This window comes from Haematospirillum sp. H1815, from assembly GCF_012102705.1.
Lineage (GTDB): Bacteria > Pseudomonadota > Alphaproteobacteria > Rhodospirillales > Rhodospirillaceae > Haematospirillum.
The window spans coordinates 67,651-94,302 of record NZ_JAAVTA010000007.1; the positions used below are offsets into that span (position 1 = coordinate 67,651).

The 26,652-nt window shown below is 55.7% G+C and carries 24 protein-coding genes and 1 other RNA gene; 17 read left to right on the forward strand and 8 right to left on the reverse strand.

The features are described 5' to 3' along the window. Positions 1-41 precede the first annotated feature (41 nt). The gene (locus HEQ60_RS07195) at positions 42-770 is read right to left on the reverse strand and encodes a response regulator (RefSeq protein ID WP_168071000.1); all 729 of its coding nucleotides are present in this window, start codon (positions 768-770) and stop codon (positions 42-44) included. Between the two features lie 185 nt (positions 771-955). Between HEQ60_RS07195 and HEQ60_RS07200 the strand changes: the two genes are divergently transcribed. From HEQ60_RS07200 to HEQ60_RS07225, 6 genes are all read left to right on the forward strand, one after another. Next, entirely contained in the window at positions 956-1,639 is a 684-nt protein-coding gene (locus HEQ60_RS07200; protein WP_168071002.1) for a hypothetical protein, read from the forward strand. 150 nt (positions 1,640-1,789) lie between these two features. Next, complete coding sequence (gene secD, locus HEQ60_RS07205; protein WP_168071004.1) at positions 1,790-4,372, forward strand: protein translocase subunit SecD; 2,583 nt, start codon at positions 1,790-1,792, stop codon at positions 4,370-4,372. 76 nt (positions 4,373-4,448) lie between these two features. Next, positions 4,449-4,712 (forward strand): Lrp/AsnC ligand binding domain-containing protein, encoded by a 264-nt coding sequence (locus HEQ60_RS07210; protein WP_168022731.1) that lies wholly within the window; start codon positions 4,449-4,451, stop codon positions 4,710-4,712. 108 nt (positions 4,713-4,820) lie between these two features. Next, positions 4,821-5,531, forward strand: coding sequence for a 7-cyano-7-deazaguanine synthase QueC (queC, locus tag HEQ60_RS07215; RefSeq protein WP_168071006.1), 711 nt, complete (start codon positions 4,821-4,823; stop codon positions 5,529-5,531). Then, a complete protein-coding gene (gene queE / locus HEQ60_RS07220) occupies positions 5,528-6,169 on the forward strand; it encodes a 7-carboxy-7-deazaguanine synthase (RefSeq protein WP_168071008.1) in 642 nt (213 codons plus the stop codon). Before queC ends, queE begins: the two co-directional genes overlap by 4 nt. After that, positions 6,169-6,726, forward strand: coding sequence for a 6-carboxytetrahydropterin synthase (locus tag HEQ60_RS07225; RefSeq protein ID WP_168071010.1), 558 nt, complete (start codon positions 6,169-6,171; stop codon positions 6,724-6,726). The genes queE and HEQ60_RS07225 overlap by 1 nt, the downstream gene beginning before the upstream one ends. Positions 6,727-6,760: 34 nt before the next feature. Here the strand turns inward: HEQ60_RS07225 and upp are convergent, their stop codons facing one another. Genes upp through HEQ60_RS07240 form a run of 3 tightly spaced genes read right to left on the reverse strand, consistent with a single transcriptional unit; the run spans position 6,761 to position 9,790 of the window. After that, complete coding sequence (upp, locus tag HEQ60_RS07230) at positions 6,761-7,411, reverse strand: uracil phosphoribosyltransferase (protein WP_168071012.1); 651 nt, start codon at positions 7,409-7,411, stop codon at positions 6,761-6,763. Positions 7,412-7,466: 55 nt separating this feature from the next. Further along, positions 7,467-8,633, reverse strand: a complete 1,167-nt coding sequence (locus tag HEQ60_RS07235) for an Acg family FMN-binding oxidoreductase (protein ID WP_168071014.1) — start codon at positions 8,631-8,633, stop codon at positions 7,467-7,469. A 41-nt stretch (positions 8,634-8,674) separates the two neighbouring features. Next, positions 8,675-9,790: a hypothetical protein gene (locus tag HEQ60_RS07240; RefSeq protein WP_168071016.1), complete on the reverse strand. Its 1,116-nt coding sequence runs from the start codon at positions 9,788-9,790 to the stop codon at positions 8,675-8,677. A 294-nt stretch (positions 9,791-10,084) separates the two neighbouring features. Between HEQ60_RS07240 and HEQ60_RS07245 the strand changes: the two genes are divergently transcribed. Beyond that, positions 10,085-10,915: a lipid-binding SYLF domain-containing protein gene (locus HEQ60_RS07245; protein ID WP_168071018.1), complete on the forward strand. Its 831-nt coding sequence runs from the start codon at positions 10,085-10,087 to the stop codon at positions 10,913-10,915. A gap of 25 nt (positions 10,916-10,940) precedes the next feature. Here the strand turns inward: HEQ60_RS07245 and HEQ60_RS07250 are convergent, their stop codons facing one another. Next, positions 10,941-11,723 carry a substrate-binding periplasmic protein gene (locus tag HEQ60_RS07250; protein WP_168071020.1) on the reverse strand — a complete coding sequence of 261 codons (783 nt, stop codon included), beginning with the start codon at positions 11,721-11,723 and terminating at the stop codon, positions 10,941-10,943. A gap of 158 nt (positions 11,724-11,881) precedes the next feature. Here HEQ60_RS07250 and HEQ60_RS10885 point away from each other — a divergent pair, with 158 nt between their 5' ends. The 8 genes from HEQ60_RS10885 to HEQ60_RS07290 all read left to right on the forward strand — a co-directional run bounded on the left by HEQ60_RS10885 (position 11,882) and on the right by HEQ60_RS07290 (position 20,054). Next, positions 11,882-13,282 (forward strand): PAS domain-containing protein, encoded by a 1,401-nt coding sequence (locus HEQ60_RS10885; RefSeq protein ID WP_168071022.1) that lies wholly within the window; start codon positions 11,882-11,884, stop codon positions 13,280-13,282. A 110-nt stretch (positions 13,283-13,392) separates the two neighbouring features. After that, positions 13,393-13,492: signal recognition particle sRNA small type (ffs, locus tag HEQ60_RS07260), an RNA gene on the forward strand. Positions 13,493-13,542: 50 nt separating this feature from the next. Beyond that, a complete protein-coding gene (locus HEQ60_RS07265; RefSeq protein ID WP_168071024.1) occupies positions 13,543-15,330 on the forward strand; it encodes a DNA polymerase III subunit gamma/tau in 1,788 nt (595 codons plus the stop codon). A 15-nt stretch (positions 15,331-15,345) separates the two neighbouring features. Continuing rightward, positions 15,346-15,669, forward strand: coding sequence for a YbaB/EbfC family nucleoid-associated protein (locus tag HEQ60_RS07270; protein ID WP_168071026.1), 324 nt, complete (start codon positions 15,346-15,348; stop codon positions 15,667-15,669). Between the two features lie 21 nt (positions 15,670-15,690). Further along, a complete protein-coding gene (recR, locus tag HEQ60_RS07275; RefSeq protein WP_322099310.1) occupies positions 15,691-16,284 on the forward strand; it encodes a recombination mediator RecR in 594 nt (197 codons plus the stop codon). A gap of 376 nt (positions 16,285-16,660) precedes the next feature. Then, positions 16,661-17,185 carry a cold-shock protein gene (locus tag HEQ60_RS07280; protein ID WP_168071029.1) on the forward strand — a complete coding sequence of 175 codons (525 nt, stop codon included), beginning with the start codon at positions 16,661-16,663 and terminating at the stop codon, positions 17,183-17,185. A 284-nt stretch (positions 17,186-17,469) separates the two neighbouring features. Next, complete coding sequence (locus HEQ60_RS07285) at positions 17,470-18,312, forward strand: OmpA family protein (RefSeq protein ID WP_168071031.1); 843 nt, start codon at positions 17,470-17,472, stop codon at positions 18,310-18,312. Between the two features lie 194 nt (positions 18,313-18,506). After that, a complete protein-coding gene (locus HEQ60_RS07290) occupies positions 18,507-20,054 on the forward strand; it encodes a YifB family Mg chelatase-like AAA ATPase (protein ID WP_168071033.1) in 1,548 nt (515 codons plus the stop codon). Here HEQ60_RS07290 and HEQ60_RS07295 read toward each other — a convergent pair. Then, positions 20,027-20,752 carry an SDR family NAD(P)-dependent oxidoreductase gene (locus HEQ60_RS07295; RefSeq protein WP_168071035.1) on the reverse strand — a complete coding sequence of 242 codons (726 nt, stop codon included), beginning with the start codon at positions 20,750-20,752 and terminating at the stop codon, positions 20,027-20,029. The two genes, HEQ60_RS07290 and HEQ60_RS07295, sit on opposite strands and share 28 nt — an antisense overlap. A gap of 44 nt (positions 20,753-20,796) precedes the next feature. Further along, on the reverse strand, positions 20,797-22,488 hold the full coding sequence (locus HEQ60_RS07300; RefSeq protein ID WP_168071038.1) for a BCCT family transporter: 1,692 nt from the start codon (positions 22,486-22,488) through the stop codon (positions 20,797-20,799). A gap of 535 nt (positions 22,489-23,023) precedes the next feature. Between HEQ60_RS07300 and thrC the strand changes: the two genes are divergently transcribed. Both thrC and HEQ60_RS07310 read left to right on the forward strand, forming a co-directional pair. After that, positions 23,024-24,430, forward strand: a complete 1,407-nt coding sequence (gene thrC, locus HEQ60_RS07305; RefSeq protein WP_168071041.1) for a threonine synthase — start codon at positions 23,024-23,026, stop codon at positions 24,428-24,430. Between the two features lie 36 nt (positions 24,431-24,466). Continuing rightward, positions 24,467-25,729, forward strand: a complete 1,263-nt coding sequence (locus tag HEQ60_RS07310; protein WP_168071044.1) for a M16 family metallopeptidase — start codon at positions 24,467-24,469, stop codon at positions 25,727-25,729. Between the two features lie 16 nt (positions 25,730-25,745). On the opposite strand, the gene HEQ60_RS07315 is transcribed toward HEQ60_RS07310, so the two are convergent. Further along, on the reverse strand, positions 25,746-26,459 hold the full coding sequence (locus HEQ60_RS07315) for a response regulator transcription factor (protein ID WP_066132907.1): 714 nt from the start codon (positions 26,457-26,459) through the stop codon (positions 25,746-25,748). Between the last annotated feature and the right edge of the window lie 193 nt (positions 26,460-26,652).

Below are 26,652 nucleotides of genomic sequence, written 5' to 3' on the forward strand. Positions count from 1 at the left end.
CGCAGGTCCTGCCATCACGGCATCATACCAGAAAGGAGGGCCTATTCGTCTGGTATCAGGCCAACTTTACGACCCAGATTGACAGCCGCAACCCGATTTCTGGTTCCGAGTTTCTCGAAAATATTGGCGACATGGTTCTTGACGGTGGGCAAGGCCGTATCCAGAAGGCGAGCAATTTCCTTGTTGCTCTTGCCTCGCGCAATCAGCGAAAGAACCTCGCGCTGGCGGGGGCTGAGGGAAATATTGCCGAGCTCGGGCGGTATCCCATCATCCGGAAGGGCATCCGCCGGAAAGAAGTTCTCACCGGCCAGAATCTTTTCCAGAGCAGCAAGTATCTTGTTGATTGGGAAGGACTTTGGGATATAGCCCGTAGCACCAGCAGCCATAGCCGCCCGCATATCATTCCGCCGCTCTGAAGCCGTCAACACAACAATGGCCAAGGCCGGATGGCTGGACCGGAGGTCTTTCAGGAGAGCCATACCCTCCATACCCGGCATGTTGAGATCCAGAACAGCAAGGTCAATATCCGGATGCGCCAGCATCGCCGCACGTGCAGAGTCCCCGTCAAAGGCTTCCAGCACAACACCGCAAAAAGCACGTGCTTCCATCAAAAGGCGCAACCCCTCACGGAAAACGGCATGGTCATCTGCAACCATGACCTTGCCGCAGACGGCACCTGTCCGGTCACCCTCGACCTCGGTACCGGTATCGCCATAACTTTTGCGCACTTGGTTGATGATCCCGACTCCCGAGCTGCCATGTTCGCTCACGTGGGAAGGATTGCAGGGTCCTTGATGCCACGCAAGGCTTCGGGTTAGGTCTGAAGGACTATTTTTCTGTACCGGAAAGAAACATCATGTTTTCGGGGTCTCTTCCCCAAGTCTTGTGCCTTCAGGTTGTTCTGTGCCTGATGTTACACATACCTGCACAGGCAGGCCCGAAAAGGTCGTGCGGAGTGTTCGAAGGCTTAGAAAGCCTGCGATCCATTACCCTTCAGGATGGCACAACCATCAAACTGGACGGCATAGATACCATCACAGACCCTGTCACGTTGCCTTACCTGAGAACCCTTCTGGATGGCGAGCATGTGTGCATATCAGCCTCCCCCCCCTTGCCGGACCGGCATGGCAGGCTCTCGGGGCCTGCCTACAGGGAGCGTGACGGTCTGTGGGTACAGGAACAACTGGTCCTGTCCGGCCTGGCCTTTGTTGTGCCAACACCGGGTGCTGGCGAATCGGCACGGAGACTTCTGGATCGCGAATCCGAAATCCGCATGAAAGACCGCAAACAGTGGCCACAGGCCAAGATCCTGAGACAAGCCGATGCAGTCGGGCAGGATGACCAGGGAACCTTCCGGATCGTAGAGGGTACAGTGCGTCGTACAACCCGCACAACCAAGGGAGCCTATCTGGATTTCGGAGCTGACTGGCGCACTGATTTCTCTGTCTTTCTGCCAATGGCAACAACCAGACGGCTGGAACGGGCGGGCGTGACCCTCGGTGAAATTTCCGGACGGAACGTGCAGATCCGGGGATATATTGAAAGGCACGCAGGCTATCGCGTCACCCTGACTGAACCAGATTTTCTGCAAATACTGCCGTCAGCAGGCTTGCCTTCACCGGCCCGGTCAGTAGACTGACGCGCACATTCTGGCATGGACATCACGACAAGCCAAACGCATGCATATTTTAAAGCCCTATATCACCCTGTCCGAACCGGCCGCAGGTTCATCCCGGCCTTACCGTACTCTGGCTGTCCGCCCCTGCCCCCTGACGGATACACACTGCTGATGCTCTATTTTTCAAAGATAAAAATAACACTGGTCATCACGATCTGCCTGGTCGGTATTCTGCTTGGCCTTCCCAACCTGATTCCGGAACAGGACATGCCATCATGGATGCCCGATACCCGGATCAATCTGGGCCTGGATCTGCGCGGCGGATCCTATCTTATGCTGAAAGTCGATCTGGACACGCTGTCACAGGAACGGGTCGAAGGCACCGTGGACAGCACACGGAACCTGCTGCGGGATGCACGGATACGCTATACAGGGCTGGGGGTTGATGGTGGAACCGTTCGCTTCGACCTGGTGGATGCAGGGCAGAAAACTGCTGCCCTCGATGCCTTGGGAAAACTGGATTCTGCCGTCAGTGTCGGGGGGACAGCCTACCGGGATTACGATATTGAAGCCGAAGGAACCCGTATTGTCCTGCGTCCCAATCCGGCAGCCATGCAAGAACGGGCAAGGCAGGCGGTAGGACAATCGATCGAGATTGTTCGGCGGCGTATCGATGAACTGGGCACGCGGGAACCCATGATTGCCCGGCAGGGTGAGGACCGTATTATCGTCCAGCTTCCCGGTGAGTCAGACCCCGGCCGGATCAAGGCCCTGCTGGGGCAAACCGCCAAGATGAGCTTTCACATGGTTGGTGACCAGACCCTGCGTCCTGGCACACCCGCTCCACCCGGTTTCCAATGGCTGCCCATGACAGATACCGGACGCGGACCATCGCACATTGTGATACGGCGGCAAGCCGAGGTTGACGGGTCTCACCTGACCGATGCCCGGCCAACTGTTGACCAGAGAACTGGCGAATGGCTTGTCACCTTTGCCTTCAACGACTTTGGCGGACGCCGCTTTGCTGATATCACCACACGGCATGTCGGCAAGCCCTTTGCGATCGTTCTGGACGGAAAGGTTATTTCTGCTCCGGTGATCCGGGAGCCCATTGTCGGGGGACGGGGGCAGATTTCCGGCTCTTTCAATGCGGCTTCCGCCAATGATCTGGCTGTCCTGCTGCGCGCCGGGGCCCTGCCTGCGCCGCTGACCGTTGTCGAGGAACGGACTGTGGGGCCGGATCTTGGCGCCGATGCAATCCGTGCCGGCATGATTTCCCTGACGGTCGGCTTTGGCTTGGTCATCACCTATATGGCTGCTGCGTATGGTCGCTTCGGTCTCTATGCCAATATGGCCTTGCTGGTCAACCTGGCCATGGCCATCGGGGCCCTGTCTGCCATGGGAGCCACCCTGACTCTTCCCGGAATCGCCGGCCTCCTGCTGTCTCTGGGCATGGCCGTTGATGCCAACATCCTGATCAATGAGCGTATCCGCGAGGAAACACGGCGGGGCAAAGTTCCGGCCGGAGCAATCGAAACCGGGTTCAGACGGGCCTATGCCACGATTGTCGATGCCAATGCGACCACCCTGATCAAGATGCTCTTGCTGTACGTGGTGGGCGTAGGAGCTGTTCGGGGTTTTGCGGTAACCATCAGTCTTGGCATCCTGATCTCGATGTTCACAGCCATCCTGCTGGTGCGGATGCTCATAGTCCGGTGGCTGAGATTACGCCAGCCGACCGAGCTGCATCCCGGACGCCGCCTGCGGTTTGTCCCTGATGATACCCGTATTGCCTTTATGAAAGGCCGCAACATTGGCCTGGGCCTGTCGGCAGCTCTCAGCCTTGCCTCTGTGGTGCTGTTTTTTACTCCGGGGCTGAACTACGGCGTAGATTTTGCCGGTGGAACGGTTGTGGAGATCCGGACCCCTGAACCGGCAGATTTCGGTACACTGAGAACCAACCTGGAGAAACTGGGCATAGGGCCGGTCAAACTTCAACATTTTGGCAGTGACACAGACATTCTGGTCCGCCTGGAGCGCCAGAGCGGCGGCGACAAGGCGCAGGCCGCTGTTGTGGAAACCGTACAGTCTGCCCTTCAGTCCGATATTCCGGGTACCATCATCCGGCGCGTGGAGAACATCGGTGCCTCAGTCAGCGAGGAGCTGTTCCGGGATGGTATGCTGGCACTGGGCTTAGCGGCCATTGCCATGCTGCTCTATATCTGGTTCCGGTTTGAATGGCCGTTTGGCGTTGGCGCCGTGGCAACCATGCTGCTGGATGTCACCAAGGTTGTCGGCTTTTTTGCCCTTACCGGCATCGAGTTCAACTTGCCCGCCATTGCCGCGATCCTGACCGTGATGGGCTTTTCCATCAATGACAAGGTCGTTGTCTATGACCGGGTCCGCGAGAACCTGCGTATCTACAAGGCGATGCCTCTCCGGGAGCTGATCGACCTCTCGATCAACGAGACCCTGAGCCGTACCGTTGCCACGTCCTTCTCCACCCTGCTGGCCATCCTGCCACTGGCACTGTTTGGGGGCGAATCCCTGCAACCATTCGCCTGGGTTCTGTTGTTCGGGATTATCCTGGCGACAAGCTCCTCGATCTTCATCGCCGCACCGATTCTTCTGTATCTCGGCGAGGAGCGGCTGCGACAGCCTCAAGATGGCGAGGACAATACATCCAAGAAGAGTACTGCGTACGATCTGGGGGGATTCGTACCGTCGGAAGAGCGGGAAACCACCAAAACCTGACCGGATGACAAGGCCATGCCGCCTGAATGGGGCAAGGGCGGCATGGCGACAGGATCCGGTATAATGGAGCCTTCATATGAAACCTGTTTTTGTCATGATCAAATGTAACCCCGGGCAGGCGTACCGGGTTGCGGGGCAAGCCGTGGAAAAAATTTCCAACATCTCCGAGATCTACTCCATATCAGGCGCTTATGATCTGATGGCAAAGTTTTATCTTGAGGATGAGACCGATACAGGCCGCTTTGTCACCGAGCAGGTACAAACCCTGTCCGGGGTTGCCGATACCTTTACAGTGATCACCTTCAATGCCTTTACCGTGCCGCAGCATGGGAAAAAGTAGGATCCTGATACAGCTGAACAGGTCGCCCGTACTATAGGGGCTTGCGGCGGACTGGCGGTGGGGTTACCTATGTGCCCCTCGGTTCCCTGAACACATCTGGTTTTATCCATGCTGGATCATGATGCAGCCTTGGTGCTGTTCTCCGGCGGTCAGGATTCGGCGACATGCCTTGCCTGGGCTCTGGAACGCTATACACGGGTGGAAACTGTCGGCTTTGACTACCGACAGCGCCATGCCATTGAACTGGAAGTGCGACACAGCTTCCGGGAATCTATTGCGTCCCTGCACAATCACTGGGGCAACCGGCTTGGCATGGATCACCACATCGACGCCCGTTCACTGGCGGATATTGGCCAAACGGCCATGACAGAGACCGTTGCCTTCCGCACAGGGTCCGACGGACTTCCCAATACATTCGTGCCAGGCCGCAATCTTTTATTTCTGACCTATGCCGCAGCCATTGCGTACAGGCGCGGAATACGCACCTTGGTCACCGGCGTTTGCGAAACAGATTTTTCAGGGTATCCCGATTGCCGTGACGATACCCTGAAAGCCATGCAGGTTGCCCTGAATCTTGGTATGGATTGCCGGTTTGTTGTCGAAACCCCGCTGATGTGGGTCAACAAGGCCGGTACGTGGGCAATGGCCCATGCTCTGGGTGGCGAGAAGCTTGTAGGTCTTATCCTTGAGAAAACCCACACCTGCTATGCCGGCGACCGCGATCATCGCCACCCGTGGGGCTATGGATGTGGTACTTGCCCGGCGTGCGAGCTTCGAGCACGAGGGTGGGATACATGGCAGCAGGCAGCCCTCCAATGACCTACAGCATCAAGGAGTTGTTTTACACCCTTCAGGGTGAAGGAGCCCAAAGTGGTCGGGCTGCTGTCTTTTGCCGCTTTTCCGGATGTAATTTGTGGAGCGGACGAGAACAGGATCGCAGCACGGCAACATGCTCTTTCTGTGATACCGACTTTGTTGGAACCAATGGAACCGGAGGAGGTAAATTCGCCTCTGCCCGTGCGTTGGCCCATGCGGTTCGCGCATGCTGGGATCAAAACGCCGGACAGGGCGGTACTCCCTATGTTGTCTGCACGGGAGGAGAGCCTCTCCTGCAACTGGACACACCCCTTGTCCAAGCCTTCCATGAAACCGGCATGGAGGTTGCCGTGGAAACAAACGGCACCCAAGCCCCCCCGCATGGAATAGACTGGATCTGCATCAGCCCCAAAGCCGGTTCAAATATGGTTCTGACGCAAGGCGACGAGCTGAAGGTAGTATGGCCTCAACAGGGGCTGGACCTCGTATATCTGGCGGGGCTGAAATTCCGGCATTTCTTTTTGCAGCCAATGGATGGTCATACGGCAACAGAATCGCTCGCAACCTGCATCAGGACATGCCAACAGTTCCCGCAGTGGCGCCTGAGCCTGCAAATACATAAACTGACTGGAATTCCGTAATGAGCGACGGCCACCGTTTTCTGATCACCCGTCGTATCGGCATTGATGCCGGCCACCGGATCATGCGACACGGATCAAAATGCAGGCATATCCACGGACACCGTTACGAGGTGGAAGCCATCTGCCATGCATCCTCTCTGCATCAGGGCGGAGAACAGGACAGTATGGTTCTGGACTTTGGCTTCCTGAAAGAAGAGATGATGGCTGTCATCGATGCATCTTGCGACCACGGCTTTATTGCCGAAATGTCGGATACGGATCTCCTGTCCATGTTCTGTCCTGCCGGAAAGGAACAGGGCGAATGGATGGCAGGGTTACAGAAGGCTGTTGCACGGGATGGCTTTGCCGTAACGACCAATACACACCTTGAAACCCGTCTGTACATCATCCCAGAGGCTCCAACAGCTGAAGCCTTGGCACGACACTGGTATCAACGCTTGCAGGACAGGGTGCAAATACGCAGCGAGGGGCTGGCTGTCCTGGAACGCATTGTTGTGTGGGAAACACCAAACTGCCGGGCTGAATACAGTGAACAAAAAACAGGAGTACAGCGTTAGCCGCACTCCCGTTCCGACTTACGGGGAAAGCGTGTTACTTGGTTCCAAACATGCGGTCACCGGCATCACCCAGCCCGGGCAGAATATAAGCCTGTTCATCAAGACGTTCGTCAAGGGCAGCAACATAGACACGCACACCGGCATGCTTCTTGTTGAAAGCGCGCATGCCTTCAGGCGCAGCGACCAGTGCAAGGAAAAGAATCTGGTCATCGGGAATACCGCGCCGGTTCAGGACATCAACAGCATGGGCTGCCGAGTTTCCCGTCGCCAACATGGGGTCAACCAGAATAAAGGTCCGCCCTTCACAGTCGGGAAGCTTGACAAGGTACTCAACCGGCATATGGGTATCATGATCACGGGCCAAGCCAATATGACCGACACGTGCGCCGGGAACCAGCTCAAGAAGGCCGTCAGCCATTCCGTTACCAGCTCTCAGGATTGGAACAACAGCCAGTTTCCGGCCTGCAATAACCGGCGCATCCATGGGTGTCATAGGCGTATTGATTCGCTCATAAGCCAGTGGCAGGTCACGCGTGACCTCGTAGCCCATCAACAAGGCTATTTCTCTTAACAACTGACGAAATGTCCGTGTAGATGTCTGAACGTCCCGCATATGGGTCAGCTTGTGCTGGATCAGCGGATGATCGCAGATGAAAAGGTTCGGGAACTCGTCCGAGCGCTTCATGAGGTCCTCTGTGTCGTGATAGCAAGGCTGGCGCTGCTTATAACACTTTCTCATTCTAAATCATCAATTCAACCACGCTGCGACGTGGGGTCGGGGATGCGCTATCTGCATAGCCAACACGGGCCAGCATCTGTATACGCCGTCCGGGGATCGACAAAAGCGCGTGGAGATCGTCACACACATCAGCCACACCAGCCCAGTCACCAAACGGAGCCGAGAATGGCTGCATGGCCAGACCCTGCGCAGCCGCGGCCAGATCAAGTCTGGCATAAACACGACCAGCTCTTATCTGATCATCCCGGCTGTCGCCATCTGTAGAAATCCAGACAAAGCTGTCTGCCTCTCCCACATAACTGACAGCATGCGAGAAAGCCCACCGGTTCAGCCATGACCCTGGTTCAGAAAAGGCGTGTCGCCCATAGAACAAACGAACCCCACTGCCCGGCAGGGGTGACGAAGGCACAACACCATCGCGGCATTTCGCAACTTCTTCCTTGGTCAAACGTAGAAAAGTCGATTTCTCCGCAACAAGATCCGCATTCATGCTTTCAAGGCGCATTGCTTCTATCACCAGCCCCTTCAGGCGCTCCAGCCCTGAACCGCGATCGATCCAGCCAACGGATACCCCGCGGGCTGCACCTGCACCGGACAGGAAGGTATCACGAGCCGAACGACTGATAGCCTGCCCCGTAAAGGCACCACGACACGTCCGGCGCTGACGGACTGCCGCAAAAAGGGGGGGCGGCAAGACAGCCGGATCACGGGACAGCTCAATCCGGGCAACCGGCTTCAGGCGCATGTCATCCCGTGTGGCATAAGGACCATCTGGGAACAAGGACAACGCGGGGCTCCATCCCTCGGCAGCAGCCGCCAGCACAAGAAGCTCCAGGAATGTACCCTGCCCCAATGTTACCTGTCGCAGGGCAGGATCCGTGTGTAAAGAGACACGATCTGCATCAGCCAGGAGCCAGAGAACATCGTCTCCTTCAAGAGCAATTTTCCAAGGCTGGAGATTATAGGAACTGGGTGCCAGAGAAGCCCAACCCGCCAAACGCACCCGGATATCGGGGACAGACGGCGGTCCACGCCAACCCAGGTACGCCGTACCCGCAGAATCGGATTCACACCCCGCTGATAACAGCAACGCAGGAACAGACGCCGCCAACCGCAACAACCGACGGCGGGATATGACATCACAAGCGGCTGTAGCACATGTATCCATTCCGGTATGGTGCCTGCCATACCGGAATGGGGCAAGAGGCATTACAGGCGTCGCTGAACACTCTGATTACCACGATCACGGGTGCACGCCATAAAGGCATCAACAGTGCCAAGCATACGGGCAGAATCCAAGGTCTTGCCATAACCGATCACATCACCTTCCACCGTACTCGCAAAGCACATAGCCTGCACAGATAGTCCGCCGTAGTCCCTGTCTTCGTTCAAGCCCAGAGAGACAAGCACAGGAGCTCCCGAAACTTTTCCATCAGAGCCGACAGGCACACGATAACGAGCTGTTCCAATGCAGCAGGCTGCACAGTCAGGAAGATCATCCAAACCCGTCAGGGTCTTGTCCATCGCCTGAAGCAAACCGACGGGCGTAATATTGACAGCGACAAGAATGCCGGAATGATCAACAATCGCCTTGTCAACACCGCCGTTACAGCGATCTCCACCCGCATAAAGCCTCTGAACACTCAGAATTTCATCGCCTGCTCCTGATTGCTCACGCCGGTCAAAAGCCCAGACTGACCCCAAAGCCCCGTTCCCACCGCCACTTTCATTCACAGCGACAACCCAACGGCCATCAGGCAGAAGCCCGGCATCAGACCAGGCAATCCAGGCCACGTCTCCATCTTTTGCAGCATCAGCACTGAGCCAGCCATGAACCTGGCTCTGAACCTCAATATGGGAATAGCCGCGATTACAAGCGGCAACAGGCAACGGTAAAAGGTGTCCCTTGTCGTAATCCTCAAGCAAAACCGAGATACACGACGGATGAATGAAGCCTCGCCCGGGTTCTCCTGTTTCCGGCCCGTCTACAGCGCCCGGTAACGGCGTGTTGATACCCAGGCGCTGACGGTATGCGCTGACCAGACATGGCACCATCGCCCAACGGGCACGCTCCTCAGGAGCACCGCCCTGACGCGGAATCCCACAGTTCTGCACGGTACTGTCAAGCCACGCCTTGTCATGGCGGCCCATACGACCATCCAACTCCAGAAGAACGGGGTCTGAACACACGAGATGCTGAAAAGGCGTACGCGCCTTATTGCAGGAAAACGACGCCATCGGCATAGCCGTTGCGTGTTCTGTTACAGCAACAGACAGGCATACCGTAAAAAGACAAGCTGGAAATAAAGATAAATCGCGAAACACGCTCTGGTTTCCTTCTGTAAGGAGCCCTACAAGGCGATCGAAATATGGCCATATTTCGTGCATATCCACACGTTACAATGCAGGCATCATGCATCCCGGACCATCCGAACGGAGCAATGTCTCGTGATCAATTACAGGAAAAGTGTGACATCAAGCGCAGGGTCCCACCAAAAATACAGGGGGCGGCAACGCAATCCAATTGCTCATGACGACCGAAACGCGTATCACACAGAGGCACTACAGCCTTTGTACCATAAGCTTTCCGACCTGATCTTGCTGGAGATTCCTTACGCTATGTTCCGCCTGATACGCTTGGCGCTGCTTGTCCCCGCCATCCTTCTGGTCCATGTTTCTACAGCCAGTGCCGGTGATGCAGCCGACGCCCGCGCTGTTCTGGCACAAGCCATTGCCGTTGTTGAACAAGTGCGGGCAGACGAGAATTTTCGCAAGGATATGGATCCTTATCTGGCCCGGGCCCGGGCGGTCATGATTATCCCGTCTTTCTACAAGGGCGGCTTTATTCTGGGCGGAGCGTATGGCTATGGCGTCCTGACCGTTCGTGACAGTGCAGGCACCTTCTCTCCCCCTGCTTTTTATTCCATGGCCGGGGGCAGCATCGGGCTGCAAATTGGCGGGCAACGCGTCCAGAGCATTTTGATGATCATGACAGAAAAGGGACTGGAATCCATTTTGTCAGACCAGTTCAAGCTTGGCGCCATGGCAGGAATCAGCGTCGCAACATTTGGTGCAAACATAGAAACAGCGACAACAACCAATTTACAGCAGGATATCATTGCGTATGCGCATTCACAGGGCGCATACGGCGGTGGCGCTATCGAAGGGGCCGCGATCTCTTCACGGGAAGACTGGAACGCTGCAATCTATGGCCCGGCCGCAAATGACAGGGATATCTTGTTCCAACGCCGCTGGCCCTTGCCTGAAGCCGAGCCCCTGTACCGCGCGCTTCATGTTGTTCCAACCACCGAAACATCGGGGAGCATGAACGCAACAGAGCCGGAGATCGTATCGCACAATCAGGATATGGACGAACCAACCGATCGGGAAACATCAACGGCGGATAAACCGATGCGCCTTGCCCCTGTCCAGAAACAGGATTTGAACTAGGTCACGCAGAATGGACCCGGCAACATCAACGGCGGGCAACGTCCCGGGATACACGCTTCCTGACAGGCACGTTCTCCGGATCGTCGCCTGCCAAGGCAGAGCGGACAAAGGTGTTGATGTGAGCCAACCATACAGCATCATCTGCGGGAACACCAAAAGCATATGGAAAAGTGGCCATCGGCTTCAACGGGCTGAGAGTGCGGGCCCACCCCGCTTCATGCATCATTCCGACCAAGGGTTCATCATCAACAATAAACGCATCGGCCCTCCCGGCTCGAACCTCATGGTCACCCCTGTGGCTGCTATCAATCTCCAGAATTCTGGCATGCGGCAGCGCCTCCCTAACCAAGGCAGGCAAACCATCGCCTGCCTGGACAAGAACAACACGATCTTGGCTGTCAAGGTCAGACCAGCTCCCGATTCCAGGATCAAGGGTTCTGGCAATGGCGTAAGCCTGACCAGTCCGATATGGGTTGGAAAGCTGAAAACCAGGCTCTCCCCCCGTCATCGCCACTCCAGCAGCGATATCGCAGCGACCACTGTGAACATCCTGCCTCAACGAAGAAAGCGAGCTGTCCACGTAGCGGAATTCCACGCCCAGATCGGCCGCAAGAGACCGGGACAAGGAAACATCACGATCAGGCCGTCCAGCTTGATGGTATGCAGGTACGCCACAAACGTAGAGAACGCCCTTGGCAAGAATCGTTTCGAGACGACTGCTGGCAGCCACCACGGAGGAGCCTCCGGCCAGCCAAATAAAAGCCAAGGCCAGCAGGCAGAGGATACGGTAAGGCCGAGATGCAGACACGCGAAAATTCCCCCGAAGGATGACTGCCCTGACCCAATAATGTCAAACCAGACCAACCTGATACAGTGGTCTTTGAGAACCATCCACCCCTGCCATACAGTCCAAAAGCATGCAAACGGCCTTTGCCTGCCGCCAAGCTTGAACTGGGTGAAAGCTCCGTGACCAGATCAACTTATGCGGGAATAACGGTCATCTGGATTGGCGGCATTACTGTCTTGCTGTCCTGTATGATCTCTGCATATGTCCTCTGGAACAGCCATTCCCAGAGTGAATCTTCAGCTCAGAGCACTCTAGAAACATCGGCTGTACTCCTTGAGCGATCCATTACCCACGCCGTCGGCTCCGTTGACGTCATACTTACATATGTACAGTCCGGTGCCAAGGAAGCCCTCTCTTCCTCCATACAAAATACATCTCCCTTACTGCATCGCCTTGTATCAGAAAGCCTTCGGTCATCCCCCCACATTCGACAGGTTCTGATCGTTGACGGTCGCAACACCATTTTGGCTGACTCGGCCAACCCGCTTTCAGCAGGACAGGCACTGTCTCCGAAAGCATATGGGCTGGAGCAAAGCGGGCCACTGAGCTTGGGGAGCCGCCTGAAAATCGGGCGGGCCAGCAGTGGCCGCTATATCAGCCCCGGCACGATTCCGGCTGATCCATCCACAACAAAAGCGGATGGCCCATGGGTCATTCCCGTCATGTTGGAAGATGAAGCTAATGCGTCGGATCCACGTCACATTATTGCAGCCATGAACCCAGGCTGGTTCTTGGAAATGCTTTCTGCCGCACGCCCCGGTCCCAATGGCGAGGCTATTATAGTCCGGCTGGACGGTCCGGTTCTGGCAGCTTTGCCCCTTTACCTTGAAAATGGAACACCGTCCCGCAGTGCGATTCTTGGGGGCATTCTGGACCAAGAATCGGGAGCTACAAGCCCAAGCATCACTGAAGAACCCTCCCTCTTGGGCCATAAATCTGGCCTGCACGTGAAGAGGCTTTCAGATGTTTATCCCCTGTCTTTTGTTCTGACAGCCGTACGGGAAGACATCCAGGCAGCATGGCTGCTCAATAACCACCTTTTGCTGGTTTCAATGGTTCTTACACCACTTGGAATAGGTATCCTATTCATTTTTCTGACACTGGATGTCAGAAACCAATACGCCCTTGGGGAACGCATTCGTCTGGTTGCCCAGGCTATGGAGCAAAGCCCTGCCGCCCTGATGATCACAAGCCCGGACGGAGCCATATTGTATGCAAATCAGTACTTTGCAGATATCTTTGAGTACACCTTGGCAAATGTAGAAGGACGCAACCCACGTTTTCTGAAAAGCGGAAAAGTAGCGGACCACGTCTATAAAAACATGTGGAATACCATTACTGCTGGCAAAATTTGGCATGGCGAATTGACCAACAGGACGCGGAGCGGAGAGGACCGTCGTGTTGATACAACCATTTCTGCCGTTCATGATGGCAGGGGAAGAATAGCCTGCTACGTGTGTATTCAGTTCCCTATTACGGATCAAGATGCAGACGACGCCTCTTTGATTACGTCCGACTGAATTAGCAGCCACCACCATGTCTCAAGCAACCGCCTTCCAAACAGGAAGAAAACAGGGACTGCAAAATAGATGCTTGCGTTGCAGCCCCTTTCCACTGATATAGTGCGCACGGAAGGCTGGCGGCGGACGAGCCCCTCGCCAACCGGGTCAGGTCCGGAAGGAAGCAGCCCCAACGAGTTTCCGGTTCGGGTCGTTGTCCAGTCTTCCACCTTATTCCTGTTCCCTGTTTCCCAGGCATAATCGAGAGCGAGTTCCGGCGGATGACCGATGTATCCTGTCCAGATCCGGGTCCGGCACAAACCACCGGGACCGCGCAGGAATACAAGGTTCTGGCACGCAAGTACCGACCGACTGATTTCTCGGGTCTGATTGGGCAGGATGTGCTGGTCAAAACCCTGTCCAATGCCATTGCAAGCAACCGCTTGGCACAGGCTTGGATGCTGACGGGCGTGCGCGGTGTCGGAAAAACAACAACAGCACGGATCATTGCACGGGCTCTGAACTGCATAGGACCGGATGGAAATACCGGACCAACCCTCACTCCTTGCGGCCTATGCACGCACTGTCAGGCCATTGCAGCCGATCGCCATGTTGACGTCACGGAAATGGATGCCGCAAGCCGGACCGGCGTTGGAGACATGCGGGATATACTGGACGGGGTCCGCTATCGCCCCGCCAGTGCACGCTACAGAATCTATATCATTGACGAAGTGCACATGCTGTCTGGGGCAGCGTTCAATGCCCTGCTGAAAACCCTTGAAGAGCCCCCTGCCCACGTCAAGTTCATCTTTGCCACGACGGAAATCCGCAAGGTCCCGGTAACGGTTCTGTCACGTTGCCAACGGTTTGACCTAAGACGGATTGACACTGAGACACTTTCCGCACATTTCCAGCGTATTGCCAGCCTTGAAGGTGTCACCGTGGATGACGAAGCCTTGGCTCTCATTGCCCGGGCCGCGGATGGCAGCGTGCGGGACGGCCTGTCCCTGCTGGACAGGGCTATCGCCCACTGCGGCTCCAGTATCCATGCCAGACAGGTCCGCGACATGCTGGGCCTCGCAGACCGCGGGCAAACCCTGGACCTTCTGGAAATCGTACTGGGGGGGAATCTGCCACATGCACTGGAAACCATACAGGCGTACTATGCGGCAGGGGCAGACCCTACCGTCATGCTGGAAGACATGCAGGGGTTGACGCACTGGTTGACACGCCTGAAAGCAACGCCCAACGCACTGACTGACCATACTGTCCCAGCGGACATGGCCAAGCGCGGAACCGATATGGCGTCACGCCTGTCAATGGCGGTGTTGACCCGCACATGGCAAATGCTGTTGAAAATCCACGCTGAGGTCCGAACAGCAGCACAACCACTTCAGGCACTGGAAATGGGGATCATCCGTATGGCTTATGCGGCTGACTTACCTGCACCGGCCGATGTCATTGCCAAACTACAATCCACACCAGACAAGGCACCCAGCCACGTTCAGGCTCCCCCAACCGCACCCTCCCCACGACAGCCGGCACCGGAACCCTTGAGAAGCACAGGGGATCAAACTAGGCCGACACCTCATGCCCCGTATAGTGCACAGACCGCGCTAAAGGCAGATCCTGTGCAGGAAGACTATACGCCTGTTGCCAGCGTAAAATCTGTAGCTGTGACCGCTCCTCAAACATTTGAGAAGATGGCCGCCTTGGTTGTTGCAAAGCGTGAGGCTATACTGGGATATCACCTTGAGCACACGGTGCACCCCGTGTTTTACGAACCCGGGCGCCTGGAATTCCGACCGGAAGATGAAACGCCTTCAGATTTGGCAGGAAAACTGGCCCATTGCTTGGAAGAATGGACGGGCATGCGGTGGATCGTCAGCATCTCGAGGGAGGCCGGTGAACCAACGCTGTTTGAGAAAACCATGACCGGCGTTCGTGCGGATCCATTGGTTCGGGCAGCCTTGGAAGCATTTCCAACGGCCAGCATTGGCGCAGTCCGTGACCTTCCTGTCGCGCCAACAGCCGATGACACCGAGAATCTGGCACAACCGGAATCCTGAAACGGAGTAATAGTTATGAAAAATCTTGGCGGCTTGATGAAACAGGCCCAGATGATGCAGCAGAAAATGGCCGAAGTACAAGCCAAACTGGAAGAGATGGAAGTCACGGGCGTCTCTGGCGGGGGCATGGTCCAACTGACCCTGAACGGCAAAGGTGACATGCGCCGCATTGTGATTGACCCTGCTGCAATTGACCCCGATGACAAGGGCGTTCTGGAAGATTTAGTACTGGCTGCACATAATGATGCCCGCCAGAAGGTTGAGCAGACCATGCGCGAGGAAATGCAGAAAGTAACCGGGGGCCTCAATCTGCCTGCTGGCATGAAGCTGCCGTTCTGAGACAGAACAGGATATCTGCCAATTGTGAGCAACCCCATTGAACGCCTGACACGACTTGTGGCCCGCCTTCCCGGCCTTGGGCCAAGGTCAGCGCGACGTGTAGTTTTGCACCTTCTACGGCGCCGGGAGACAGTCCTGACGCCCCTCATCGCAGCATTGGAAGAGGTGGAGTGCGCCGTACGCGTGTGCCCCGAATGCGGTAATCTGGACATGCAGGCCCCCTGTTCGCTGTGCGAAGACCACAGGCGTGACCCATCTGTTATTTGCGTGGTGGAGCACGTAGACGACCTGTGGGCGCTGGAACGATCCGGGGCCTTTTCTGGGCATTATCACGTTCTGGGGGGGCTTCTGTCCGCTGTAAACGGGACTGGTCCAGAAGACTTGAGGCTGAGCGGACTGACTGAGCGAATCCAGAGAAAAGAAGTACAGGAAGTTATCCTGGCACTTCCAGCGACACTGGATGGGCAAACAACAGCACACTATATCGCCGATACGCTGCGCCCCCTTCCGATTGCAACATCTGGCTTGGCACGCGGCGTACCTGTAGGCGGAGAGCTGAACTGGCTGGATGACGGTACTTTGGTACAGGCGTTAAAGGCACGCCGCCCAATGTAAAACTCGTGCCATCCGAAAACCCCCTCTCCCATGACTTTACTCCTGCTCACTTCAGGGCAAGATCCCTCCAGCAAGCTTGGAAAGAAGAGATCAGGCAGCACAAGGAAACAGGGCGCATGACGCGTTACAGGGAAGAGTACAGATACGGGGTAATCGAGTAATTATTTGATAGAAATAACCATTATTATTCCATACACAATGTTTTTATGTTGGTATGGTTACGCTTATTCTGTTTTTTATCATCGTACCCCACCCACAAATATGTCCCGACGCAAAAAAAAAGATGTGTTTCCCGATTCATTAAGCTTGGAGAGAGAAGAAAAATAAGGTATCTATTACCTTGGTTATTACCCTTCTCAAAGGTTTTCTGTTCGCTATGAATACCCGGTCCTTCCGGCCGTCCAACCCGCTGCAGTCGGGAATTACGGCTACTGTCAAGTGGTTCAATGCATCCAAGGGCTTTGGCTTTGTTGCGCCCCAGGATGGCTCATCGGACGCCTTCCTTCACATCTCTGTTCTCCAGCGGGCCGGGCTTGGCGCCATCGATCAAGGTGCCGAGATTGTCTGTGACCTGGAACAAGGACCAAAGGGTCCCCAAGTCTCACAGATCCTGAAAGTTGACACGACCAACGCCGTTCTGTCCAACGACGGTTACGGCGGCGGCGATGGCGGCTACTCCGACGGAGCTGAGGAAACAATCGAAGGCATCGTCAAGTTCTTCAGCGCAGAAAAAGGGTTTGGCTTTGTCACCCCTGATTCCGGTGGGAAGGATGTATTCATTGGCATCGGCTCCCTGAGCCGTTCCAGGCTGCAGAATCTGGAAAGTGGGCAGCGGGTTCGCTTGAACATTCGCATGGGCAAGAAAGGCCCGATGGCAGAAGACGTCGAGCTTATTCAGTAACCCATCCGGTTATGCTGAGAAAGACGCGGCTGCAAAAGCCGCGTTTTTTTTAGCAACTCCAGTACAATCGTACAGTCTTGTCTTATGAAAGATCTGTTGTGATTGCTTGAAAACCGATACTGTAGAAATCGATACCCGGCTGCGTTTTCCGGTCTACATGCTGGCACATCAGTCCGGGGGCTGGAGCAACAAGAATACAAAAACGGGTCAATACCTTTGTGACTGTCCATGGCGCGGCTTGATGCTCTGGTGTGTTTCATAATGCCGATGAGGAATCCCGGACAATGTTCAAGAAGTTGATGTTGGTGGTTTCGGCTGTTGCTCTCTTGGGTGCGTGTGCAGACCAGTGGGATGTGGAGGGGACAAAAACCCTTCCTCTACAGGGGAATGCCTTTACGCGTGTCCTCCACACCGAATATATCGAGCTGGCAGCAGCAGAAAAAGCAGAATACGATTGGACAGATACAGCCTACTTCCTGCGACGGGCAGAAGCCGCAGCCAGAGGAGAAAACATCCTTCCCCAGGCGATCGAAGAGCGTGACCTGACACCAGCAGCTGCTAATGAATTACGGGCAGCACGCAACGCGTTGATAGCCATCCTGGATGCAGGGGCACGTGATACCATGCCGGTGAAGGCTGCACGAGCCCAGGCAGCGGGCTTTGATTGCTGGATGCAGGAACAGGAAGAAGGGCATCAGCCAGATGATATCGCAGCCTGTCGAAAAGTGTTTGAAGACACGATGGCTGAACTGCGCAGGGGATCATCTTTGAAACCGGCCCGACAGGCACAGGATGCATTCGTAGTTCACTTTATCACCAGCTCAACACACCTGGACGCACAAGCCATGAAAGTGCTTCAGGATGTTGCAGCCACTTGGAAAGCCCGCAAATCATCAACCCTGATGATTGCAGGCCATACCGACGCCACGGGCAAGGAACATAGCAATATGGAACTGTCCCAGAAGCGGGCAGAGCGCGTTGCCAATACCCTGTCCCACTTGGGGGTCAATCCATCAGCCATGATCCTGGAAGCTTATGGCGAGGAACGGCCCATGATCCAGACCGCCGGCGACGTATCAGAAGCCCGGAACAGGCGGGTTGAGATTCGCATAAAGGCAAGCCCATAACGGCCAAGGTTTTCTGGGGGTGGGGCCGCCTGTTCTCTTCGGAGATGTAAGCGATACGGCCAAGCCAGAATGACCGTGTCATGTATTTCAGGCAGCGCCCGTTGACAAGACGGGCGCTGTTCATTTTTTTCTTTCACAAGGACCGGGTTTCTGTATTCTCCGAAGGACATTACACGGAAAATAATCAACCCAAGATGATATCGCGCGTTTACACGGTAGCCTTCCAGGGCATCGAAACAGTTCCAATTGAAGTGCAGGTATCCATCGCCAGCGGCCTTCCCGCCTTCACCATTGTCGGACTTCCCGACAAAGCGGTAGGCGAGAGTCGGGAACGGGTGCGTTCTGCCTTGGGGGCTATAGGATTGGCTCTGCCTCCCAAACGTATAACTGTCAATCTGGCTCCAGCAGACATGACAAAAGAAGGAAGCCACTTCGATCTTCCTGTTGCATGCGCGGTTTTGACTGCTATGGGAATCCTGCCCCTAGAAGACTTGGAACATTTCGTTGTGCTTGGCGAGCTGGGACTGGATGGATCCGTAGCGCCTGTTTCCGGCGTTCTGCCGGCAGCCTTCTTTGCCTGTGGTACCGAACGCGGGCTTATTTGCCCCGCAGCACAAGGCGGTGAGGCTGCCTGGGCCGGAGCACGCCGGGATATTCTGGCCGCCCCTTCCCTGCTGGCGCTGATCAACCATTTCCGCGGGGATGTGATCCTGACCCCACCAGAACCAAAATCTGCCACACAAACTGCGTACCCACATGACATGGCCGACGTCAGGGGGCAGGAAAGCGCACGCCGCGCTCTGGAAGTCGCTGCCGCTGGTGGGCACAACCTGCTGATGAGCGGTCCACCTGGTTCCGGGAAATCCATGTTGGCGCGACGCCTGCCGGGATTACTGCCTCCTTTGTCTGCACAGGAGGCCCTAGAAGTCAGCATGATTCACTCCATTGCCGGCACTCTGCCAGAAGGTGCCTTGATAACCACACGCCCGTATCGCGATCCCCACCATTCTGCCAGTGTGGCTGCCCTGATTGGAGGGGGATTGCGGGCACGTCCCGGTGACATCAGCCTCGCGCACAATGGTATCCTGTTTCTGGATGAACTCCCTGAATTTCCACGCGCAACACTGGAAGCCCTGCGCCAACCCCTGGAAACCGGGCACGCTGTTATAAGCCGGGCCAACAACCACGTGTCCTACCCCGCCCGTGTACAGCTTGTTTCTGCCATGAACCCATGCCGCTGCGGCTACTTGACAGAACCATCCATGGCCTGCTCGAAAGCACCACGCTGTGGAGACGATTATCGGAACAAGTTGTCTGGCCCCCTGATGGACCGCATTGACCTACACGTCGATGTTCCGTCCGTACCCCCCGCAGATCTGGCACGAACACCAGAAGGGGAAACGTCAGCCTGTGTTGCAGAACGTGTTGCCGCGGCCCGGACCTTGCAGGAGAAACGGTACAGGAGCCTATGCCCGGACCAGCACATTCGCACAAACGCACAAGCCGATGGCCGAATTCTGGAATCCGTTGCGCAACCGGATGATGCTGGCCGCGCCCTGCTGGAAAAAGCCGCGAACCAACTGCACCTGTCAGCACGAGGCTGGAACCGTATTCTCAGAGTATCAAGAACCTTGGCCGACCTTGATGGCGGCGGCCCGGTAAGGGCGGTTCACATTGCCGAGGCCCTGTCTTGGCGGTCCATGCGCACAACAACCTACCACGGCAAGGGACAACCACGATAATCCAAGAACTGCCCCGAATCTGATGCATTCAGTGAAGAGACGACGTTGACAAGACGGGCCGCAGCCTCGTCCGGGGAAACAACATCCAGTCCGTCCTTGCGGAAAGGATCAGACAGACGGCTGGCAACAGTTCCCGGGTGGAGGGCAACACATATGGCATCAGGATGCGTTCGCGCCAACTCGATCGAAGCAGTTCTGACCAGCTGGTTCAGCGCCGCCTTGGACGCACGATAGCTGTACCATCCCCCCAGCTTGTTGTCGCCGATACTGCCAACCTTGGCTGACAAGGTTGCAAAAACGGAACGACCGCGTCGGGGCAAACGCGGTAGAAAATGCTTCATCAAAAGAGCCGGACCGATGGCGTTGATGGCAAAGGCATGCGCCATAGCCATCGGCTTCAGATCGCGCCACGTTTTCTCTGGATTGACTCCATCACCGTGCAGAAATCCGGTGGCATCAAATATCAAGCGCAATGCCTTCCCTGACTTGGCAATCTGTTCAGCAGAATGCGCAATACTGTCTTCAGACAACAGATCAAGGGAATCAGGACCGGAGCGCGAAAGCTCAATGACAGACTCAAAAACCCCCGTGGCTGACAAGTGTCCGGACACAGCATGACCGATAGTTCCCGATGCACCAACCACAACGGCAATGCCGGTATGATCTGCACTGCAATCATAATCCCGGGCAGAGACCACTGGAACAACACCTCCTGCACAGGGGAAAAGCAGTCCCCAGCCGGTCAATCACCTTGCGAAGCACCGACCCTACGCTCATTCACCAGACCCAGTACAATAGAGTAACAGGCCACCATCAAGACAAAAGCAAACGGCAACCCCGTGCACAGGACCATGGCTTGCAAGGCAGCCAAGCCCCCGCCCAAAGACAAGGCAATAGCAACTAGTCCGCTAAACAACGCCCAGAAGACTCTTTGAACAATCGGTGCGTTGACCTTACCACCGGCAGCGATCGTATCAACCACCAAACTTCCGGAATCTGACGATGTAATGAAAAACAGGATGATCAGGACAACACCAACCGCAGAAGCCAGACCAGACAGGGGCAACTGACCAAGCATTTCAAACAGCTTGATTTCAAGCACCGCATCCTGCGCCCCTGTAAAGTCGTTGTGCACCACCTGGGCTATGGCTGTATCTCCCAGAGCCGTCATCCAGAGAACGGACAGCAGGGTCGGAATAAGCAGAACCGCAACCAGGAACTCCCGCACTGTGCGGCCACGGCTGATCCGGGCAATAAACATTCCTACAAAAGGCGACCAGCTGATCCACCATGCCCAGTATGGAGCCGTCCAGGATGCGACAAACCCGGTATCCTCACGCCCGAACGGAACGGACAGGGGCAGAATATACTGCCCATATGCCAAAACGTTCTGCACAAAGCCCGACATCAGATCCGTCGTTGGACCGGCGACGACAATAAACAGCATGAAGATAACAGCCAGAAGCATACTATACTCGGATGCCCTGCGAATGCCCCCGTCCAGCCCTTTGACGATCGACCAGACAGAAATCATGGTAATGGCAATAACCAGCAGGACAAGCATCACATTGGATGTTCCAACACCCATGAGAAAATCAAGACCGGCCGCGATTTGCTGTGCCCCGACACCCAAAGTCACGGCCAACCCGGAGACCGTCGAGAAAATAGCCAGAATATCGACAAGATGCCCTGGCCACCCCCAAACTCTCTCTCCAATCAGGGGATAGAAAATAGAACGCAGTGTCAGGGGAAGCCCCTTGTTATAGGAAAACAGGGCCAGCGCCAGTGCAGCAACAGCATAAATGGACCATGGGTGCAGACCCCAGTGGAAAATTGTCGCCGCCATGGCCAAGGACCGCGCCAAGGCCTCATCTCCAGAGGCCCCGCCCAACGGGGCGGTATCAATTCTTGCTCCACCATCTTCCAGCCCGACACCAGCCAAGGACGCCGAGAAGTGTGTCATCGGTTCGGCAACACCAAAGAAAATCAGGCCAACGCCCATACCCGCAGCAAAGAGCATGGCAAACCAGCCGATATAGCCATAATCCGGCGTTGCGTCCGGCCCTCCCAGCCGCACCTTCCCAAGCGGAGACACAACAAGCACCAGGCAGAGCACAACCAGAATATTGCCCGAAAACAGGAAGAACGGCCCAAGACGGGACGTCATCGCATCTCGTATTGCAACGAAAACAGGCTCTATGTCATTCTGAAGAGCCAGAGTAATGAAGGTAAAAAACACAACGGACAAAGCCGATACCGTGAATACAATATGGTGGAAATCAAATTCAAGGGTCCATTGGCGGGCTATATTATCCTGCCCCACCGTATAATCTGTCTCGATAATTTCTGTTTCACCCTCTGGATCAGGGATTGATTCGACAGTCTCCGTGATCTGGTCATCACGGTCTGTCAGGTCAATCTTTTCGTGCCGCATACACCGTATTCCTCTTGTTCAGTTGTCATTTCTGCGTAAAGACGAATGCAGGGACAGAAACCCCTACACGGTACCAAAAGGCACCGACGCCATGACCGACCAAGCCGGACGTTTGATACGGATCCCAGTGCGCCAACAAGGCACAAAAGAGGAAGGTCAAGCCAATATACAATTAGACCCAAGGATCCATAGAAGGCTGGATAAAAGCCTCCAGTAAGATCTTCTTTCGAAAGAAGATACAGCCATAATTAACATAGAAGAGCGTAAAATATCCACATAAACATGGATTTTTATTCAGATTGGCCACTCACCTCGATAGAACCATGAACTTATGAAATAGACCTTGAGCACAGCATATACATGCAAATGTCCCGATTCGATTACTGATAGGGCGACAAGAATATTATCATTCCGACTGGAGGCCCCATATAAATCAGTAAACACTCGATCCCCCTCTCTGCCCCATTGCCGACAGGCCCATCCGGCGCTAGTCTCTGCCCCCCTGCATCCGGTACACCAGTGTGGAGACAATCCGGTGAAATATGTCAGTACACGGGGCCAAGCTCCGGTCCTTGGATTTGACGACGTTCTGCTGTCCGGCCTTGCCGAAGATGGAGGGCTTTATGTACCGGAAACGTGGCCCACCCTATCCCCGACCGACATCCGCGCCATGCGCGGCCTGTCGTGGGAGGATCTCGCGGTTCACATTCTGTCGCTCTTCACCACAGGCAGCCTGACTGAAGCGGATCTGCGTCCCTTGGTCCGTGCCGCATACGCACCATTCACTCATCAAGCCATTGCTCCACTGAAACAGCTGGATACCGATCTGTGGCTCCTGGAATTGTTCCACGGGCCAACGCTTGCATTCAAGGATCATGCCCTGCAAATGCTGGGGCACCTGTTTGACACCGTTCTGGGCAAGCGTGGACAAACCATCACCGTCGTTGGCGCGACATCGGGTGATACAGGATCCGCCGCCATAGAGGCATGCCGGGACCGGGACAGCATCGAGATCTTCATCCTGTTCCCGGATGGTCGTGTTTCTGACGTCCAGCGCTGCCAGATGACGACCGTAACAAGCCGCAATGTTCACTGCCTGGCTGTCGATGGTACGTTCGATGACTGTCAGGATATTGTGAAAGCCTTGTTTGCTTCGCCTTCCTTCCGTCAAGACGTTGGCCTGGCTGCCGTGAACTCCATCAACTGGGCACGAATCATGGCGCAGGTGGTCTATTATTTCTGGGCTGCCCTGCGATTGGCAGCACCGGACAGAGCGGTTGTCTTCAGCGTACCGACCGGGAATTTTGGCAACGTCTTTGCCGGTTACGTTGCCCAACGTATGGGCCTACCAATCGAACGGCTTGTTATTGGCTCAAACCGCAATGATATCCTGACCCGCTTTGTCGACACCGGCGTCCTCTCCATTCAGGGTGTTGTCCCGACCATAAGCCCCTCGATGGATATCCAGATTTCATCAAACCTGGAACGGCTCCTGTTTGATCTCTGCGACCGCGACGCCGGTACGGTCAGAACGTTGATGCAACAGTTCCGCGAACAAGGCGCATGCTCGCCCCCATCCCATACCGTTGAACGGGTACGGGCACTGTTTGAGGCCACACGCCTTGATGATAAGGAAACCATGGGGGTTATGCGCAGCATCCACACCCTGACCGGAGAGCTCCTTGACCCACATACCGCGATTGGCGTTGCCGCTGGACAGAAAGCATCGCGCACGCACGGCGGCACCCCGGTTGTTTGCCTTGGCACGGCCCACCCAGCCAAATTCCCTGATGCTGTAAGATCAGCCTGCGGTGTAGAACCAGTCCTGCCCCATCACCTGAAAGACTTGCTCCAGCGGCCCGAACGCATGGAGCGGATAAGCCGTCAGACCGATGCCGTAGAGGCCTATGTACGCGCGGCGCGGTCGCGCATCCATGCCTGACAACACCACACAAACCCTCTTGTTCCCGGAGTTTCCATGACCGTCACCATCACGACCTTGCCCAGCGGCCTGCGGGTATTGACCGACCGGATGGACACCGTACAGACCGTCACCCTAGGGGCTTGGGTGGATGCCGGGGCACGTCATGAGCCGGCCCCCCTGAACGGCATTTCCCACCTGCTGGAACATATGGCATTCAAGGGGACGGCCCGCCGTTCCGCCCGCGCTATTGCCGAAGAGATCGAAGATGTCGGTGGTATTCTCAATGCGTGGACCTCACGCGAGAATACAGCCTATTACGCCAAGGTCCTGAAGGACGACGTCGCACTGGCCACCGATATCATCGCCGACATCCTGCAACATTCTGTTTTCGACCCGGAAGAGCTGAAGCGGGAACAGTCCGTCATTGTGCAGGAAATCAATCAGGCCGAGGACACCCCGGACGATATTGTTTTTGACCACTTCCAGGCAACAGCATACCCGGATCAGGCCATGGGACGGGCTGTACTGGGAACGCCCGAGACAGTACGCAGCATCGATCGCGAAACACTGAGGAGGTACATGAGCAGTACCTATTCGACACACTCGACTGTTATTGCTGCGGCCGGTCACATTGATCATGATTCTTTTGTCCATCTGGTCGAAAAAACCTTCACAAGCCTGCCGACTTTCCCGTCTGTTACCCCCGAAAAGGCGCTCTATAAAGGTGGAGAAAGCCGGCAGGACAAGAATCTGGAGCAGGTGCACCTTGTGCTCGGCTTTGATGGCGTGGCGTATGACCATCCGCACTTCTACGCCACCGCTGTGCTCTCGACACTTCTGGGCGGAGGCATGTCTTCCCGGCTGTTCCAGGAAATTCGTGAAAAACGGGGACTGGTTTACTCCATCTACAGCTACACCAATTCAACAACCGATGGCGGGCTGTTCAGCATCTATGCCGGCACCGGTGATGACGAAGCTGCCGAACTGGTGCCTGTCCTGTGTACGGAACTCCGGAAAATTGTCGATACAATCGCGCAGAACGATGAACTGATGAGGGCACGGGCCCAAATCAAGGCCGGACTCCTGATGGGGCTGGAAAGCAGCTCAAACCGCGCAGAAACGGCGGCTCGACAGTTGTTCACACATGGGCGGATCGTGGATACGGATGAACTGGTTTCCATGGTCGAGGCCGTCGATGCCACTGCTGTCCGTGATGCCGCTGCCCTGATCTTTGCATCAGAACCAACGCTGGCCGTGCTGGGTCCAAGCCGGAATGTCCCGAGCTTGGACGCTATCAAGGGCATGATTGCGGGCTAAAAAGCGCGGGCCGGCATCAACCGGCCTGAACGTCAACAGCAAAGCGATAACCGTGTCCGTGGCAGGTCTCGACCATCCTCTGGCCGCCACGGGCATCACCCAGTTTACGACGGATGCGGCTGATCAAGGTATCAATCGAGCGATCGTTGACCTCACGGCCGGGGGCCCCTGTCGCTTCCAAAAGCTGATCTCGTGTCAGTGGCTGACCGGCCCGGGCAACCAGAACGGCGAGCAAATCAAATTCCGTCGCTGTCATTGAAATCGGGTCACCGTCCGGACTGGTCAGCTTGCGCCACAGAAGATCCATTTCCCAACCAGCAAACTTGTACACAACACCGCCGGGAGCTTCCTTGTTCCCGTTCAAACGACCAAGGACGTTACGAACACGGGCCACCAGCTCCCTGGGGTGGAAGGGCTTGGTCACGTAGTCATCTGCGCCCAGCTCCAGCCCCGTAATGCGATCCCGCGGCTGGGCCCTCGCTGTCACCATAATGATCGGAACCCGTGACTGTTTGCGCACAGAGTGGGCAAGCTGGATACCATCGCCATCCGGTAAATTCAGGTCAAGGAGGATCAAGTCCACCGTTGCCCTGGCCATGGCCTGACGCATGGCCTCGGCCGTGGATGCACCACTTACAGAATACCCTGCCTCTCGCAGAAACGCAGACAGGAGTGCCTGTGTCGCCGGATCATCTTCGACCAGAAGAATGTGGGCCTGCTCTTTTGTCATGGTTTTCGCCCCCTGATTAAGCGATCCGGACACCGCGCAGCATAATGTGACTCTGTTCAGGAGATATGAAATTTCCGGGGCACTGACAACTGGAAAGTATAATGTCCAGCCAAGAGCAAATATCTATGCGTTTAATATCTTGTGGAAAATCTTCTCCTGGTTTTTTTAGGGGGTTTTGGCACAGCCATTAGTC